Below are 14,707 nucleotides of genomic sequence, written 5' to 3' on the forward strand. Positions count from 1 at the left end.
TTCCGAGGGCGTGCGGCCGAGTCCCGATTCGAAACAAATGCTCAGGCGATGATGTCGGGAACGATGCGGTCGCCGAGCAGCTTGATCTCGTCCTTAAGGTGCAGCTTGCGCTTCTTAAGACGCGCAATCTCCATCTGACTGCCGAGACCCTCCGCCTGGAGCGCGGAAATTTGTTCATCGAGGCGGCGATGCTCGGCCTTGAGCACTTCCAGGACTTGGCGCGGATCGTCATCATTCATCGTCGCCGCACACCCTATCGCATGGCCAGACGTGCGTCACGTTCATGCCGTCAACGACCGCCCGAGCGAAGGCGGCGACGGACCGAGTCAAGACACGAGACAAATGGCCGATTTCGTGGTTTACTTCTCATCGTCACTCCACAGCAAAGGAAAGGAATGACTCCGATGGATCAGGCTCAGGTCGAGTCTCTCGAACAGAAGCACGCCGCGCTCGAAGCGCTAATCCACGAAGAAGAACACCGTCCACACCCAGATGACATCCGGCTCCACGAGTTGAAAAAAGAAAAGCTCAGGATCAGGGACGAGATGACCGGCCACTTCCACTAGGGAAGGCCGGTTTTTTCATGCGCTTAGGGCGGGCCGAGGCCCGCCCGATTGCATTCAATCGTCCCGTGAAACGCGCTCGATGCGCTCGTGGCGCTCTTGGGCTTCCAGCGTCATCGTAGCGATCGGCCGGGCCTCGAGGCGGGCCAGCGAGATCGGCTCGCCGGTCACTTCGCAATAGCCATATTCGCCTTCGTAAAGGCGGCGGATCGCCGAATCGATTTTGGCGATCAGCTTGCGCTGCCGATCGCGGGTCCGAAGCTCAATCGACCAGTCCGTCTCGCTCGAAGCGCGGTCGGCCATGTCCGGCTCACGAAGCGAATCGACCTGAAGCTGGGCCATGGTCGCCCGGGATTCGTCGACGATCGCTTCTTTCCACAGTTTCAGCTTGGCCAAGAAGTAGGCCTGCTGCACCGGGCTCATGAATTCTTCGCTGTCTGATGGGCGATAGTCCGCCGGAAGCTCGATCTGGTCGAACCTCAGACCACCGGGTCCGTAAAGGTCTTTGAGTGCCGTCGCCATGTCTTCCCTCCCCGTAACAAGCGTCGCCCATCGCTGTCGCGACCGGGCCACCGGTCACGACCGGAAGGCGATTCCACTAGACTTTCCCGGGACTTGGCCTGGGTAAGTCGGCAATCCCCAAGGCGCCTATAGTTAAGCCACTTCTGCTTAACAAGGACTGACCGACAGGCCTGATGGCGAAAAGTGGTGATTGTTGCCCAATAAGCGCAATGACTTGTGCCGGATTGGCGCAGGGTCTCTATTCGCCCATAGCTTGGTCATGCGAATCCTTATTACCAATGACGACGGGATCGATGCGGCCGGACTTGCCGTCTTGGAGCGAGTCGCCGCCACGCTCTCGGACGATTTATGGGTGGTGGCACCCAGCGAAGAGCAATCGGGCACTGGGCATAGCCTGACGCTGACGCAGCCCATCCGGCTCCGCCGCCACGGCGACAAGCGCTTTTCCGTGACTGGCACACCGACCGATGCGGTGATGATGGCCCTCGCCCACATCATGAAGGATCATCGTCCTGACCTCATCCTCTCAGGGGTCAACCGGGGCGCCAATCTGGCGGAGGATGCGACGTATTCGGGAACGGTGTCGGCGGCGATGGAGGGGGCCCTGGCGGGCGTGCCGTCGATCGCGTTCAGCCAAGCCTATGCACGACAGGGAATGGGGGCGAGCGTGCCCTTCGCGGCCGCCGAAGTTTGGGCCGAGCGCGTGCTTGCAATACTGGCCAAGGCAGAGCTCGCGCCCGGCACGTTGGTCAACGTGAATTTTCCGGCGCTCGAAGCCGGTGCCGTCCGCGGCATCCGAGTTTGCCGCCAGGGCTTTCGCGACTACGGCCGGCTTCACGTCGTTGAACGCGAAGACCCGCGCGGCTTTCCTTATTACTGGTTCGGACTCGCCGCGACGATCGAAACCCCGGGTCACACGACAGATCTCGAAGCGATCGCCGACGGTTATGTCAGCGTCACGCCGCTCCATCTCGACCTAACGCACGACCCGTCGCTGGATCGGCTTCGTCCGCTGTTCGAATGATGACAGCTAAGTCCGGCACCTTGGGGCGGCTGCTGGCGATCGGTCGGCGCTCGGATCCCTCTTTCGACCGCCGCATCTTGTCCCTGGCCGCCCTGTCCCTCGTCTCTGCAATCGTCGAAGTCGCCGCGCTCGCAAGCCTCGTCCCGCTCCTTTCGCTTGTATCCAACGGGAATACGAAGGCTCCGTTCGCTGCCGACATCTTCCGCGATAACCCGCTTGGCCTGGTGCTGATATTCGCGACACTGGTTGGTGCGGCCGCGATGAGCAGGCTCGCGCTCGCGTCCTCGATCCAGCGCCGAGTGCTGCAGATCGGCCATTCTATCAATGTGGCCATCCAGCAGCGCCTGCTAGTGCAGCCTTATTTATTCCATGCGTCGCAGAACAGCAGCCGTTTTGTCGCGGCCCTTCAAAAAACCGATCTCCTGACTCTCGGCGTCATGGGGCCGCTCATCCAGGGGCTGGCCGGGCTCGCAATCGGATCCGCCATACTTGTGTTCCTGCTCTTCACGATCGACTGGCGGATCACATTGTCTGCCGCGGTCGTCCTGGGCGGCGCGTATCTGCTCCTCTCGCGTTTCGCAGCGCGGCGACTGAAGGCGCGAGGCGAAATGTCCGTCCAGGCTTACGAGGATCAGGTCCAGCTACTTTTGGAGAGCAGCGGGGCCATTCGGGATATCCTATTGGACCATCGCCAGCGGACCTTCGCCGAGGCGTTTGCGAGGGTCAGCGAGCAACTGACACGGGCGCGCGCCGGCACCGACTTCCTCAACCAGTCGCCGCGCTTCATTGTCGAAGCAATCGGCGCGATCGCGATCGCCGGCCTCGCCGCACTGATCGCCGCTCGTGACGGGAGCATAGCCGCTTCCTTGCCGCTTTTCGGCCTGCTAGCGCTGGCGATGGTGAGGATCGTGCCCTTGGCGCAGACCGCATACCGCGGCTGGGCGATGCTGTCGGCTCACAAACGAGCGATCGACGATGTCGGCGAACTGCTTCATCTGCCGCCGTCGATCGAAAACGGGGGGCAATTGAAGCCGTTACCGTTCGAACGATCAATCGAATTCCATGGCGTCTGCTTCGCTTATCCGAAAGTGTCGGTGCCGGTCCTGGAAGGCGCCAGCTTCACGATTAAGCGCGGCGAATGGCTGGGATTGAGCGGCGCTACAGGCGCCGGAAAGAGCACGATCGGTGATCTCGCCTTGGGCCTTCTCACGCCGGATGCAGGCGAAATCAGGATCGACGACCATCTCTTGCGCGGCGACGCCGTCCAGCGCTGGCAGCGCTCGGTCGCCCATGTCTCCCAGTCTGTCTACCTGCTCGACGACACGATTGCAGCAAACATCGCGCTCGCGCCTAGAGAGGCTGGGATCGATTTGGCTCGAATAGCCAATTGCGCCGCAATCGCTCAGCTCGAAGATTGGGTCGAGGGCCTACCGGACAGATGGCAGACGCTCGTTGGTGAACGGGGCGGTCGCTTGTCCGGTGGGCAACGCCAGCGGATCGGCATCGCTCGCGCGCTCTACAAGAACGCGCCTTTCCTGATGCTCGACGAGGCTACCAACGCGCTCGATACCGACACCGAAGCCGCACTTCTCGATGCCATTCGCAAAAACCGGCCAGAAACAACGCTGTTGATGATCTCTCACCGAATCGCGGCGCTGAAGCGGTGCGATAGGATACTGGTAGTCGAAGGCGGGCGACTTGCGCCCGCCTGAACTTTTTACTCGACGTCCATCTCAGGACCGACCATCAGCGCCTCGCCGACTTCGGCGGTCTTGCCACGGATGGCGTTCTCGATCCGCTGTGCAACCTCCGGATTCTCCTTGAGATAAACCTTCGCGTTCTCGCGCCCCTGACCGATGCGGATGGAGTCATAGCTAAACCAGGCCCCGGACTTCTCGACCAGCCCGGCCTTGACCCGAGATCCAGGATTTCGCCGACCTTGCTCACGCCTTCGCCGTACATGATGTCGAACTCGACCTGCTTGAACGGCGGCGCGACCTTGTTCTTGACGACCTTCACTCGGGTCGAATTGCCTACGATCTCGTCGCGATCCTTGATCTGCCCGGTCCGGCGAATGTCGAGACGGACCGAAGCATAAAACTTCAGCGCATTACCGCCGGTCGTCGTTTCCGGGTTGCCGTACATCACGCCGATCTTCATTCGCACCTGGTTGATGAAGATCACCGTGCAGCGCGACCGGCTGATTGAGCCGGTGAGCTTGCGGAGCGCCTGGCTCATCAGGCGTGCCTGAAGGCCGACGTGGCTGTCGCCCATCTCGCCTTCGATCTCGGCCCTCGGTACAAGCGCCGCGACGGAATCAACGACCAGGACGTCGATCGCATTCGAGCGGACCAGCGTATCGACGATCTCTAGTGCCTGCTCGCCAGTATCCGGCTGGGAGACGATCAGCTCGTCGATATTCACTCCGAGCTTGCGCGCGTAAACCGGGTCGAGGGCGTGCTCCGCGTCGACGAAAGCGGCGGTTCCGCCCTCCTTCTGCGCTTCGGCGATGGCATGCAAGGCAAGCGTCGTCTTGCCCGAGCTTTCCGGACCATAGATCTCGATGACCCGTCCGCGGGAAGACCTCCCACGCCGAGCGCGATATCCAGTCCCAGGCTGCCGGTCGAAACCGTTTCGATTTCAATCTGCTCGCGGCTACCGAGCTTCATCGCACTGCCTTTGCCGAACGCACGGTCGATCTGCGCGAGTGCGGCTTCCAATGCTTTCTGACGATCCGTGTTCACTGCATCCCCGCCTGCGACGACCTTGAGTTGCGTTGCCATGAGCCCTGTCCCTCCGTCAAACGAGCGGCGCACTGCCGCTCGACAGAGGGTCTTCGTATCCTATTTGTTCTCATAGAACAAGTAGAGAACGTCACTCCTTTTCCGGAGCGACCGCGGCGGCGCCCTCGATAACCGGTTTGATCCGGTCCAGGGTGTATGGCTTGTCGATCATCGGAACACCCGCGAACTCCTGCGGCGGCGGATCGACATGACCGCCGCTAGCAAGAATGAAGGGCACCGATCGCTCGCGCAGCGCCCGAGCGACGGGCCAGACGCTTTCACCCTTCAGGTTCACGTCAAGAATGGCGAGATCGAAAGGATCGCCGTCAACAGCCTTAAGGGCTTCATCGACGCTTTCGCAGATCGCCGCGACCGAATGGCCGAGAGATTGCACGAAATCCTCGAGCATCATCGAAATGAGCGGCTCGTCCTCAACGATTAAAATGCATCGCGACACGGACATGACGCAACGCATAGCAGCCGTTTCGGCGGTGAAAAGGCCTTTTATTCCGCGCCTTCCACAATCAGCACGGCGCGAACCGCCTCTGCCAGTTCCTGCATCGAGAAAGGCTTTGGCAGGAAAGCGACGTGCTCGATGTCGATCGATTTGCGGAGTTGCTCTTCCGCGTAGCCCGACATGAACAGTATCGGCATGTCGGGATGGATCTTCCGTGCCTCGCGCACCATTGCCGGCCCATCCATCACTGGCATGACGACGTCACTGATGAGAAGGTCAACTTGCTCTCCCCCACGAAGAATTTCGAGGGCATCTTCGCCGTTGCTGGCGGTCAATATGGTGTAGCCATGGCGGGCGAGCGCGCGTTCCGCCACGGTTCGCACCATCGGCTCGTCTTCGACCAGCAGAACCGTGCCAGTGCCCCACAACTCATTTTCCTGCGGCTTGGCGACAACTCGCGAAGCGGCGGCGCCCTGCTCGACCTCGTGCGCGGGAAGATAGATTGTAAAACGCGTGCCTTCGCCGACCCGTGAATCGGCGAAGATGAAACCGCCCGACTGTTTCACGATGCCGTAGACGGTCGACAGGCCGAGGCCCGTCCCCTTCCCGACTTCCTTGGTCGTGAAGAAAGGCTCAAACACCTTCCCCAGCACATTTGCCGGGATCCCGGTCCCGGTGTCGGCGATCGAAAGCGCCACGTAATCGGCAATCGGCAGAATGTCCGAACCCAGGTCCGCGACCTGGTCGGCTCGCACCGAATAGGTCTGAATGGTTACCGTTCCGCCGCCCTTGGATTGCATGGCGTCGCGCGCATTGACGGCCAGGTTCACAATCACCTGTTCCAGCTGGCCCGGGTCGGCACGAACCGGGAAAAGGTCGCGGCCGTGCTTGACGACCAGCTGGACAGTTTCGCCGAGCAGTCGCTTCAGCAAGTGGGAGACCTCGCTCACCACGTCCGGAAGCTGCAGAAGCTGCGGGCGCAACGTCTGCTGGCGCGAGAATGCCAGGAGCTGACGCGTAAGCCCCGCCGCGCGGTTGGAATTGGACTTGATCTGCTGAAGATCGTCGTAGTCGCTGTCGCCTGGCGCATGGCGCATCAGCATCAAGTCGCAATGGCCGATAATCGCCGTCAGGATGTTGTTGAAGTCGTGAGCGACACCTCCGGCAAGCTGGCCGACCGCCTGCATCTTTGTCGCCTGTGCGACCTGGCGCTTCAGCTTTGCCTCTTCGCTATTGTCCTTCAGAAGAAGGAGCACCGCGGCCTCGCCAAGCCCGCGAAGACCGGCAACCGTCAGGGCTACCGGTTCCTGCGGCTGGGCATTAAGCCGCACGGGAAGGTCGCGCGACATCGCCGGACCACGAGCTTGGCGGCGGACTGCGTCGGCCACCGCGGCCTTGTCTTCCTTGACGACCAGGTCGCCCGGATAAACCAGCGACTTGGCGTCAGCGATACCGCCGGCAGTCCGGAAAGCCTTGTTGGTCGTCAAGAACCGCCCGTCGCGGTCGACCAACGCCAGTCCCAGTGGAAGCAGGTCGAGCAGAGCCTGAACATTGGTGGAATCTGATTCAGGCAAAATTGCATTGTCGAACAGCAGCGCTAGTCCGGCCTTCCCGCCCTGAACTCGGTCCAATGGAACATGGACGAGCCTTAAAGGCATTCCGCCTTCGCCCTCCGCGATCAGCCGAAGCTGTTGCTCGTTGCCGGATATCAGTGTGTCGAGGGCGACAGCGCTTTCCGGCGATGTCCCTTTCAGCGCTCGATCTGCAAAAAGGCTGTTGCCGGCCAGAACGCGGCCTTCCGGGTCGATGGCCGCGGCGAGGATTCCGCTCCCCGCGAACATCGCGCCTTCGTCGCCGCGCACGCGTGAAATCAGGTCTTCAATCATCCCGCGGCGTCCGCGCCCGAACTGCCAGAGCAGCAGGTCACCCCCCGCCCCGACGCGTTCTATCCGCATCGGCAGGACATCGTCGCTGAGATCGATTCCATCATCCTCGGCAACGCCATCCCGCCACGCCGCCGCGCGCAGGCTGGCCAGTGCGGCCCGACCCTCATCGTCCGAATTGATCCGGTCCGGGCGCTCGTCGCCAAATCGTTTGCGGTAGGCAGCGTTGGCACTGACGAGCCGCCCGCTCGCGTCGCTCAAGGCGACAGGATGGCTCGACGTACCGAGCAGGGACGCGACTAGCGCATAGTCTGGCGCGGCAAGCGCCGGCGCGGCGAGCGGGGCGACCGTCGCTCGCCGCTCGATCACGAAGGCCGCGACGAGCATTGCAACCATCCCAGCGACGAACAGCCCGGCGTAGATTGGTTCGCCCGCCCAGGTGAACAGCAGCGCACCGCTTGCCGCCGCTGCCGCCACCAAAGCCGGAACCAGCCAGGGCAAGCGGCCGGGCGCTTCGGATTCAAGCAGTGCGAGCTGCCGTTCGAGCATGGGCGTAGCGAGCCCTCCTACCAGATCCGAACGCGTTGCTCCGGCGCCAGAAACAGTTTCTGGCCCGGCTGGACCTTGAAGGCATCATACCATTGGTCGAAGTTGCGCACGACCGCCACGCGCTGCTCGGACGGCGAGTGCGGATCGGTGATCAGCCGCTGGCGCAAATTTGCCTCGCGATAATTGCGGCGCCACACCTGCGCCCAGCCGAGGTAGAAACGCTGATCGCCTGTCGTGCCGTCGATCACCGGCGGCTCGGCACCGTTGAGGGAGTGACGATAAGCGTCATAGGCGATGGTCACACCGGCAAGGTCACCGATGTTCTCGCCGAGCGTGAATGCGCCCTTCACCTTCATTCCGGGCAAGGGTTCATAGGCGTCATATTGCGCGACCAGCTCCTTCGTTAGGCGTTCAAAGGCCGCCACGTCCTCCTTCGTCCACCAATCGTTCAACCGGCCCTTTTCGTCATATTTGGCCCCCTGGTCGTCGAAATGATGGCTGATTTCATGACCGATTACTGCACCGATGCCGCCATAGTTGACCGCAGGATCGGCATGCGGATCGAAGAAGGGAGGCTGCAGGATGGCCGCGGGGAAAACGATCTCCTGCATGCCGAAGTTGGCGTATGCATTGACCGTCATCGGGGTCATTCCCCACTCCCAACGGCGGATCGGCTGGCCAAGCTTCGAAACATTGTCGTTGTGCGCCCATTCCTGGGCGCGCCACGCATTGCCGAAGGCGTCGCCGGGGCGAATTTCGAGTGCCGAATAATCCTGCCAGCGCTCCGGATAGCCGATCTTCGTATTGAAGTTGGCGAGCTTGGCGCGAGCACGGGCCTTGGTCTCCGGCTTCATCCAGGTAAGCCCGTCAATCCGCCGACCGAGTGCTGCGACGACGTTGCGGACGAGTTCGTCCATCGCGGCTTTGGTCTCGGGCGGATAGTGGCGCTCGACGTAGATCTTGCTGACATCGTCGGCCAAGGCGCTCGTGACGAAATTGACGCCGCGTTTCCAGCGCGCTTCCTGCTCGGGCGTTCCGGACAAGGCCGTGCCGTAGAACGCGAACACCTTCTCGTCGATCGTCTTTGGCAGCACCGCGCCGAAGCTGGAGATGCTTCGAACGGTCAGTTGATCCTTAAGCACCTGAAGCGGGGTGGCTGCGATCAACTTGGCGATCCCCGTCACTGCGCTCGGCTGCGAGACGACCACCTCATTGAAGTCGACCCGGCTGTCGTTGAGATAGCGCTTGAAGTCGAAGCCCGGCGCTCGCGACTGCAATTGCGCAAGGGTCATGAGGTTGTAGGTCTTGGTCGAATCGCGGCTATCGACCTGGGTCCAGTGAACCCGTGCGACCTTGGTCTCGTAATCGAGGATTGCCTTTGCCCGGGCAGCCGCATTGGCGGTCCCCGCTTCCGTCAGGATGGATGTCAGCAGTTCCAGATACTGCGCCCGGGTGGCCGCGATCTTGGCGTCGTTGGACAGGTAGTAATCCCGATCGGGCATGCCGATGCCGCCCTGGAACATGATCGGCACGTAGCGATCAGGCGACTTGTCGTCCTGGCCGACGAAGAAGGGAAATGGCGTGCCGATGCCGTAAATTCCCGCCTTGGCGAGAAGTGCGGGATAGCCGGCCTTCGACGTCAGGGCAGCAACCTCGTCGAGCCACGGCTTGATGGGCGAAAGGCCCTTGGCTTCGATCGATGCCGTGTCGAGAAAGGCCGTGTAGGCCGTCCCGATCTTGCTCGAGCTGTCCTTGGCAGCTTCCTCAACGATGACCTTGGTGCGCTCCTTCGACAGGTCGTCGAGCATCGTGAACATGCCATAGTTCGACTTGTCGGCTGGGATGGCGGTGTTCTTGGCCCAAGTGCCGTTCGCGAAGGCGTAGAAACTGTCGCCCGGAAGTACGGTGGTATCCATGCCGGCCTTGTCGAACCCGTACGTCCCGATCTCGGGCTTCGGCGCGGGTGGGGGCGCGGCCTCTGCCGGCGCCGGGGGAGCCGCTTCGGCAACCGCGACCGGCGCGGTCTGAGACGCGGAACAGGCCGCAAGTGCGCTTGCAAGCGCGAACAACGAAACCAACCTCTGCATCGATTACTCTCCCATTCATCCCGAACGCCCGCCATCGGACAGATGGCAGGGCGAACATCGCGGCTATCGATAGCCGGTCATGCGATTTCGGCAAACGGCAGAGTTACTTGTGGGCACGAAGGATGCGCTGCTGGTCGCGCTTCCAGTCCCGTTGTTTGATTGTCTCGCGCTTGTCGTGCGTTTTCTTGCCCCGGGCCAGTCCAAGCTCGACCTTCGCCTTGCCCTTGCCGTTGAAGTAAATGGACAACGGGATGAGCGTCAGGCCCTGTCGCTGGATTGCACCGGTCAGCTTGTCGATCTGCCGCCGTTTCAACAGCAGGCGCCTGCGCCTGCGCGGGTCGTGGTTCATCCAGCTCCCTGACTTGTACTGGGGGATGGAGGCATTGATCAGATACACTTCCTCGCCGTCGACCGTCGCATAACTTTCCGCGATCGAGCCTTCGCCGATCCGAAGCGCTTTCACTTCCGTGCCCTGCAGCGAAATACCGGCCTCGAACCGTTCCTCGATGAAGTAATCGAAGCGCGCGCGCCGATTTTCGGCGACCACTTTCGCCTTGTCGAATTCGTGAATGTCCGGGGATGCCATGACCGATCAGATCAGTCCCGCATGGGCCAGCGCATCGTCGACAGCCTTCTTCGACGCCGAGGACGGCTCGGTCATCGGCGCCCGCAAGTCGACCGGGAAATCCGGCCGGACACAATTGAGCGCATATTTCGCCGGGCCGGGAGAAGCATCGCTGAACAGAGCTGCATGAAGCGGATAGAGGCGGTCCTGAAGCTCGAGTGCCTCACTCCAACGCCCCTCGCGAGTCGCCTCCTGAAACTGGCTGCACAGCTTCGGCGCTACGTTCGCGGTCACCGACACGCAACCGACCCCGCCCATGGCATTGAATCCCAGCGCCATGTCGTCGTTCCCGCTTAGCTGTAGGAATTGCTCGCCGCACGCCAGACGCTGCGCCGAGATGCGCGCCAGATTTCCCGTGGCGTCCTTGACCCCAATCACGTTCGGAAGACGTGACAGCTTTGCCATGGTTTCGACGGCAATGTCGGTAATCGTCCGTGCCGGCACATTGTACAGGACGATCGGGATCCCGACCTCCGCGACCGCTGAGAGGTGTCCGTAAATGCCGTCCTGATTAGGGCGATTGTAATAGGGCGGTACGTGAAGCGCCGCGTCGGCGCCCACTTCCATCGCATTGCGCGTAAGCTCAACGGCATGAGCCGTATTGTTGGACCCGCATCCTGCAAGAACGGGGACTCGGCCCCGTGCCACCTCAACCGTGAGTGCGATCAATGCCTTGTGCTCGTCGGTCGTAAGGGTCGCGGATTCGCCTGTCGTTCCGCAGGGCACTAAGCCATTAGTGCCTTCGTCGATCTGCCATTCGACAAAATCACGGAATATCGCGTGATCGACTCGTCCTGCCGCAAATGGAGTCAGCAGGGCGGGAATCGAGCCGAAAAACATGCTTTTTCCTTCGCTTCAGGGTTCAACGCAAAATAATCGAGGGGAAATGGGGGTGCGTTCAGCGACTGATAAGAAGCAGGATAGCATGATGTCCAGCATGCGAACCTCAGCGCTCCTGTTTCTAGCCTTCGCTTTTCCTTCCGTAACCGCGAGCGCGCAAACGGTCCCGCCGCCGGCATCCTACCGCGCGGTCTCCGCTTCGGAAATCGGTTATGCGCTGAATGACTGGCGCCGGCTGCGCCAGAGCGATGGCTATGCCTTCGCGGATTTCGCCCGCTTTCTCAACGCCAATCCAGGCTGGCCGGAAGAGTCGCGGATGCGCCGCGCCGCCGAGAGGCAAATGCGCAGCGGCGAGCATGGCCCGACGGTAATCGCCTTCTTCCGTAGCCAGAAGCCGCGCACCGGCAATGGCTGGACCCGCTATGCCGAGGCGCTGTCCGCGGCCGGACGAACGAGCGAAGCGCTCACCGCCGCGCGGGAAGCCTGGGCATCGTCCGACCTCGCGGCAGCCGATGAAGCCGCGATCCGCGCGCGATTCCTTAGTAGTTTTACAATGGCGGACCATGACCGACGGGCCGATTCCCTTCTGTTCGACAAGAACCCGGCTGGCGCCGCAGCCCTTCTAGGAAGCGTAAGTCCGGCGCGGCGGGCCGCGTTCCAGGCCCGTGTCGCCATGCAGACCTCGGCCCCCAACTCCGACGCTCTTTACCGTGTCGTCGAGGGGCAGACCGCGACGGATGCGGGCCTGTTGATGGATCGCCTGCGCTTCCTGAAGGACACGTACCGCAACGTCAGCGGAGCACGGGTCCTCGCCGCCCGTCCCCATCGTTTCGCAATTCGCCCGGCTGACGCGGAGCGCTGGTATGACATGCTGCTGGTGCTCGCCCGCGAAGCCTATAACGCCGGCGCCTGGCAGCAGGCCTACGCCATCGCCAGCCAGGCCGATGACGCCTTCGCGTCGGGCACGGACATCTCGGACCAGAGTTACGCAATTCGCGACAATTACACCTCGCTCACATGGCTCGCCGGCCAGGCCGCGCTTACGGGGACCCGAAACTACAGCGCTGCCGCCAGCGAGTTCGCCAAATATGCCCGCGGCGGACGATCGTTGCAGGTAACCACCAAAGGCTATTACTGGGCCGGAAGAGCGATGGCGTATGCATCGCGCGGCGCCGACGCCAACCGCTACTTCCAGCAGGCTGCTGCCTATCCGGAGCTCTTCTACGGACAGCTCGCGCTTGAAAGGCTTGGACGACCGATTCCTCCCCCGGGGGACTTCCGACGATGCTGGTGACGCCCGCGCAGCGCGCAGCCTTCGCGGCAAACCGGCTTGCGAAAGCGCTAGAGGTGGTTTCGCAGCAAGGCCGGCGTGACGAGGCGACCTTGTTTACGAGGGCGCTGTCCGAGAGCTTGACAAATAACGCCGATCGAATCCTGGCAGTCGAACTTGGCCAGCGCCTGAATCGCCCCGATGTCGCCGTGTGGGTCGCGCGTTCTGCCCGCAACGACGGTTCGCCATTCTATTACCGGCCCGCATTCCCGACGCATTATGCGAGCGTCCCGTCGGGCCGCGTCTGGTCGCTTGTTCACGGGATAACGCGCCAGGAAAGCTCGTTCGACCGCTCGGTCGTCAGTCACGCCGGCGCTCGCGGAATGATGCAGCTGATGCCAGGAACGGCGGACGAGGAAGCGCGCAAGGCGGGCATGGGCTACAGCCTCGGCCGCCTGACCAGCGATCCCAATTACAATGTCGCGCTCGGGACCAACCATGCCCGCCGGCTCCTGGGCCGTTATGACGGCAATTATGTCCTCGCGGTCGCCGCCTACAACGCCGGGCCGGGCAACGTGAACAAGTGGATCGCGCGCTATGGCGATCCACGCCGCGGCAATGTCGACGTGCTTCGCTGGATCGAGCAGATCCCCTTCATGGAGACGCGTGGCTACGTCCAGCGCGTGCTGGAGAACAGCGCCGTGTACGACCAGATGAATTCGAGCACCCAGAATGCGAACCTCTCCCATTTCCTCGGCAAGTCGCGGCCGGGCTGATGACGGCACACAAGCCGGACCGGTTCATTACGCCCCAGGGCTTCGAGCGAATTCGCGCCGAATATGAGGAGCTTTTCGGGAATGAGCGGCCGAAACTGACCGAAACGATTTCCTGGGCCGCTGCCAATGGCGACCGCTCGGAGAACGGCGACTACATTTACGGGCGCAAGCGGCTTCGGGAAATTGACCGCCGGCTTGGCTATTTGTCGAAGGTCATGAAACAGGCGAAGGTCGTCGATCCGGCAAGCCAGCCGGACCGGGACCAGGTGCGGTTCGGCGCGACCGTCGCGCTTGCCGACGAGGACGACAATGAGCGCGTTCTGACCATCGTCGGCGACGATGAGGCCGATGCGACCAACGGCCGGATCGGGTGGAGCGCTCCCATGGCTCGCGCACTTCGCGGCGCACGGATCGGGGATGAAAGGGTGGTCACGCTCCCTTCCGGCGAGAAATCCTATGAAATCCGGGAAATTCGTTACCCCGAGGCTTGATCAGGCCGGCTTCATTCGCGCAGGGCGGCGGGCCGGCCGATCGGGGACGGATCCCGCTGTCGTCAATTCCTTGGGAAAGGCCTTGCCCATTGCGTCGGCGACGGCGGTTAGGGCGGAAATCATCGCCGGGGCTGGCTGGTCCGCGTCGACGACGGTCCATGGCGACCAGCGAAGATTGTTTTGTGCCAGCATCTGCGTAAGCGCGTCGTCGTAAGCAGCACGAAGTGCACTGGTTTTGAACTCTGCCGCGCTGTCCGTCACGATCGCTCGGTCGTCTTGCGCTCGCTCCGCAAGGCGACGGACACGGACCCCCTCTGTCACGTGGAAAAAGAGCTTGACGATCAGTGTTCCGTAATCGCGTTGCTGAGCTTCGAACTCGTTGATTTCGTCATAAGCCCTGATCCACTCGCCCGGCTCCGCCAGGCCCAGCACCCGTTCTTCGAGCACGCGCCGGTACCAGCTATTGAAGTACAGCGCCGTACATCCCTTCGACGGCAGGTCTGTCCAGAAACGGGCGAGCCAATGGCCTTCGCTGGAGCGGCGCCGATCGGGCGTTACGGTCAGGGTTTTGAAGAAGCGAGGATCGAGCGCTGCTGCCAGTTGCCGGATGACCGCAGTCTTCAGGCTGCCTTCGAGCCCCTCGAGGACGATGATCGCCCGGCCGCCCCGTGAGACCTGTGAAACCTGGGCGACGCCGATCCTCTCGCGCAGCGCAGCCAGGGCTGCGTCTGTTTCCGGGGAAGTGCGGTCCCCCTGCCCAATTTCACCCGGATCAATCGACACGAGAGCTTGACTAACGGAAAGTTAACCGCCTCACAATTGGCCGCTGCAGTACCA

General features: G+C 62.2%; 14 protein-coding genes and 1 pseudogene. 6 read left to right on the forward strand and 9 right to left on the reverse strand.

The window, feature by feature from the left end:
- Nucleotides 1–41 precede the first annotated feature (41 nt).
- On the reverse strand, nt 42–239 hold the full coding sequence (locus tag G7076_RS06420; RefSeq protein WP_166201367.1) for a YdcH family protein: 198 nt from the start codon (nt 237–239) through the stop codon (nt 42–44).
- Nucleotides 240–395: 156 nt separating this feature from the next.
- On the opposite strand from G7076_RS06420, the gene G7076_RS06425 reads away from it, so the two are divergent.
- Nucleotides 396–566, forward strand: a complete 171-nt coding sequence (locus G7076_RS06425; protein ID WP_346774080.1) for a YdcH family protein — start codon at nt 396–398, stop codon at nt 564–566.
- 54 nt (nt 567–620) lie between these two features.
- On the opposite strand, the gene dksA is transcribed toward G7076_RS06425, so the two are convergent.
- Nucleotides 621–986, reverse strand: coding sequence for an RNA polymerase-binding protein DksA (gene dksA, locus G7076_RS06430; RefSeq protein WP_240913908.1), 366 nt, complete (start codon nt 984–986; stop codon nt 621–623).
- Between the two features lie 358 nt (nt 987–1,344).
- Here dksA and surE point away from each other — a divergent pair, with 358 nt between their 5' ends.
- Complete coding sequence (gene surE / locus G7076_RS06435; RefSeq protein WP_166201371.1) at nt 1,345–2,109, forward strand: 5'/3'-nucleotidase SurE; 765 nt, start codon at nt 1,345–1,347, stop codon at nt 2,107–2,109.
- Nucleotides 2,106–3,821, forward strand: coding sequence for an ABC transporter ATP-binding protein (locus tag G7076_RS06440; protein WP_166201373.1), 1,716 nt, complete (start codon nt 2,106–2,108; stop codon nt 3,819–3,821). Before surE ends, G7076_RS06440 begins: the two co-directional genes overlap by 4 nt.
- A 5-nt stretch (nt 3,822–3,826) precedes the next feature.
- Here G7076_RS06440 and recA read toward each other — a convergent pair.
- The 6 genes and pseudogenes from recA to dapA all read right to left on the reverse strand — a co-directional run bounded on the left by recA (nt 3,827) and on the right by dapA (nt 11,333).
- Nucleotides 3,827–4,892, reverse strand: a pseudogene (gene recA / locus G7076_RS06445) (recombinase RecA).
- Nucleotides 4,893–4,983: 91 nt separating this feature from the next.
- Complete coding sequence (locus G7076_RS06450) at nt 4,984–5,355, reverse strand: response regulator (protein ID WP_166201375.1); 372 nt, start codon at nt 5,353–5,355, stop codon at nt 4,984–4,986.
- Nucleotides 5,356–5,396: 41 nt separating this feature from the next.
- Nucleotides 5,397–7,781: a response regulator gene (locus G7076_RS06455; protein ID WP_166201377.1), complete on the reverse strand. Its 2,385-nt coding sequence runs from the start codon at nt 7,779–7,781 to the stop codon at nt 5,397–5,399.
- Nucleotides 7,782–7,798: 17 nt separating this feature from the next.
- On the reverse strand, nt 7,799–9,868 hold the full coding sequence (locus tag G7076_RS06460) for a M13-type metalloendopeptidase (RefSeq protein WP_166201379.1): 2,070 nt from the start codon (nt 9,866–9,868) through the stop codon (nt 7,799–7,801).
- A gap of 103 nt (nt 9,869–9,971) precedes the next feature.
- The gene (smpB, locus tag G7076_RS06465; protein ID WP_166201381.1) at nt 9,972–10,454 is read right to left on the reverse strand and encodes an SsrA-binding protein SmpB; all 483 of its coding nucleotides are present in this window, start codon (nt 10,452–10,454) and stop codon (nt 9,972–9,974) included.
- A gap of 6 nt (nt 10,455–10,460) precedes the next feature.
- The gene (gene dapA, locus G7076_RS06470; RefSeq protein ID WP_166201383.1) at nt 10,461–11,333 is read right to left on the reverse strand and encodes a 4-hydroxy-tetrahydrodipicolinate synthase; all 873 of its coding nucleotides are present in this window, start codon (nt 11,331–11,333) and stop codon (nt 10,461–10,463) included.
- An 85-nt stretch (nt 11,334–11,418) separates the two neighbouring features.
- Between dapA and G7076_RS06475 the strand changes: the two genes are divergently transcribed.
- The 3 genes from G7076_RS06475 to greB are packed head-to-tail and all read left to right on the forward strand — an operon-like array spanning nt 11,419 to nt 13,870.
- Nucleotides 11,419–12,627 carry a hypothetical protein gene (locus tag G7076_RS06475; protein ID WP_166201385.1) on the forward strand — a complete coding sequence of 403 codons (1,209 nt, stop codon included), beginning with the start codon at nt 11,419–11,421 and terminating at the stop codon, nt 12,625–12,627.
- Nucleotides 12,618–13,379: a lytic transglycosylase domain-containing protein gene (locus tag G7076_RS06480; protein ID WP_166201387.1), complete on the forward strand. Its 762-nt coding sequence runs from the start codon at nt 12,618–12,620 to the stop codon at nt 13,377–13,379. The genes G7076_RS06475 and G7076_RS06480 overlap by 10 nt, the downstream gene beginning before the upstream one ends.
- On the forward strand, nt 13,379–13,870 hold the full coding sequence (gene greB, locus G7076_RS06485) for a transcription elongation factor GreB (RefSeq protein ID WP_166201389.1): 492 nt from the start codon (nt 13,379–13,381) through the stop codon (nt 13,868–13,870). Before G7076_RS06480 ends, greB begins: the two co-directional genes overlap by 1 nt.
- On the opposite strand, the gene G7076_RS06490 is transcribed toward greB, so the two are convergent.
- On the reverse strand, nt 13,871–14,653 hold the full coding sequence (locus G7076_RS06490; RefSeq protein WP_166201391.1) for a hypothetical protein: 783 nt from the start codon (nt 14,651–14,653) through the stop codon (nt 13,871–13,873).
- Nucleotides 14,654–14,707 lie beyond the last annotated feature (54 nt).

It is taken from the genome of Sphingomonas sp. HDW15A, assembly GCF_011301715.1.
Classification (GTDB): Bacteria; Pseudomonadota; Alphaproteobacteria; order Sphingomonadales; family Sphingomonadaceae; genus Sphingomicrobium.

What these genes read in the sequence shown, in the direction of transcription:
- G7076_RS06440 (WP_166201373.1), top strand. Translation starts at nt 2,106, where the DNA reads ATGATGACAGCTAAGTCCGGCACCTTGGGGCGGCTGCTGGCGATCGGT.
- greB (WP_166201389.1), top strand. Translation starts at nt 13,379, where the DNA reads ATGACGGCACACAAGCCGGACCGGTTCATTACGCCCCAGGGCTTCGAG.
- dksA (WP_240913908.1), bottom strand. Translation starts at nt 986, where the DNA reads ATGAGCCCGGTGCAGCAGGCCTACTTCTTGGCCAAGCTGAAACTGTGG.
- surE (WP_166201371.1), top strand. Translation starts at nt 1,345, where the DNA reads ATGCGAATCCTTATTACCAATGACGACGGGATCGATGCGGCCGGACTT.
- smpB (WP_166201381.1), bottom strand. Translation starts at nt 10,454, where the DNA reads ATGGCATCCCCGGACATTCACGAATTCGACAAGGCGAAAGTGGTCGCC.
- G7076_RS06480 (WP_166201387.1), top strand. Translation starts at nt 12,618, where the DNA reads ATGCTGGTGACGCCCGCGCAGCGCGCAGCCTTCGCGGCAAACCGGCTT.
- G7076_RS06460 (WP_166201379.1), bottom strand. Translation starts at nt 9,868, where the DNA reads ATGCAGAGGTTGGTTTCGTTGTTCGCGCTTGCAAGCGCACTTGCGGCC.
- G7076_RS06450 (WP_166201375.1), bottom strand. Translation starts at nt 5,355, where the DNA reads ATGTCCGTGTCGCGATGCATTTTAATCGTTGAGGACGAGCCGCTCATT.
- G7076_RS06420 (WP_166201367.1), bottom strand. Translation starts at nt 239, where the DNA reads ATGAATGATGACGATCCGCGCCAAGTCCTGGAAGTGCTCAAGGCCGAG.
- G7076_RS06425 (WP_346774080.1), top strand. Translation starts at nt 396, where the DNA reads ATGACTCCGATGGATCAGGCTCAGGTCGAGTCTCTCGAACAGAAGCAC.
- G7076_RS06475 (WP_166201385.1), top strand. Translation starts at nt 11,419, where the DNA reads ATGATGTCCAGCATGCGAACCTCAGCGCTCCTGTTTCTAGCCTTCGCT.
- G7076_RS06455 (WP_166201377.1), bottom strand. Translation starts at nt 7,781, where the DNA reads ATGCTCGAACGGCAGCTCGCACTGCTTGAATCCGAAGCGCCCGGCCGC.
- dapA (WP_166201383.1), bottom strand. Translation starts at nt 11,333, where the DNA reads ATGTTTTTCGGCTCGATTCCCGCCCTGCTGACTCCATTTGCGGCAGGA.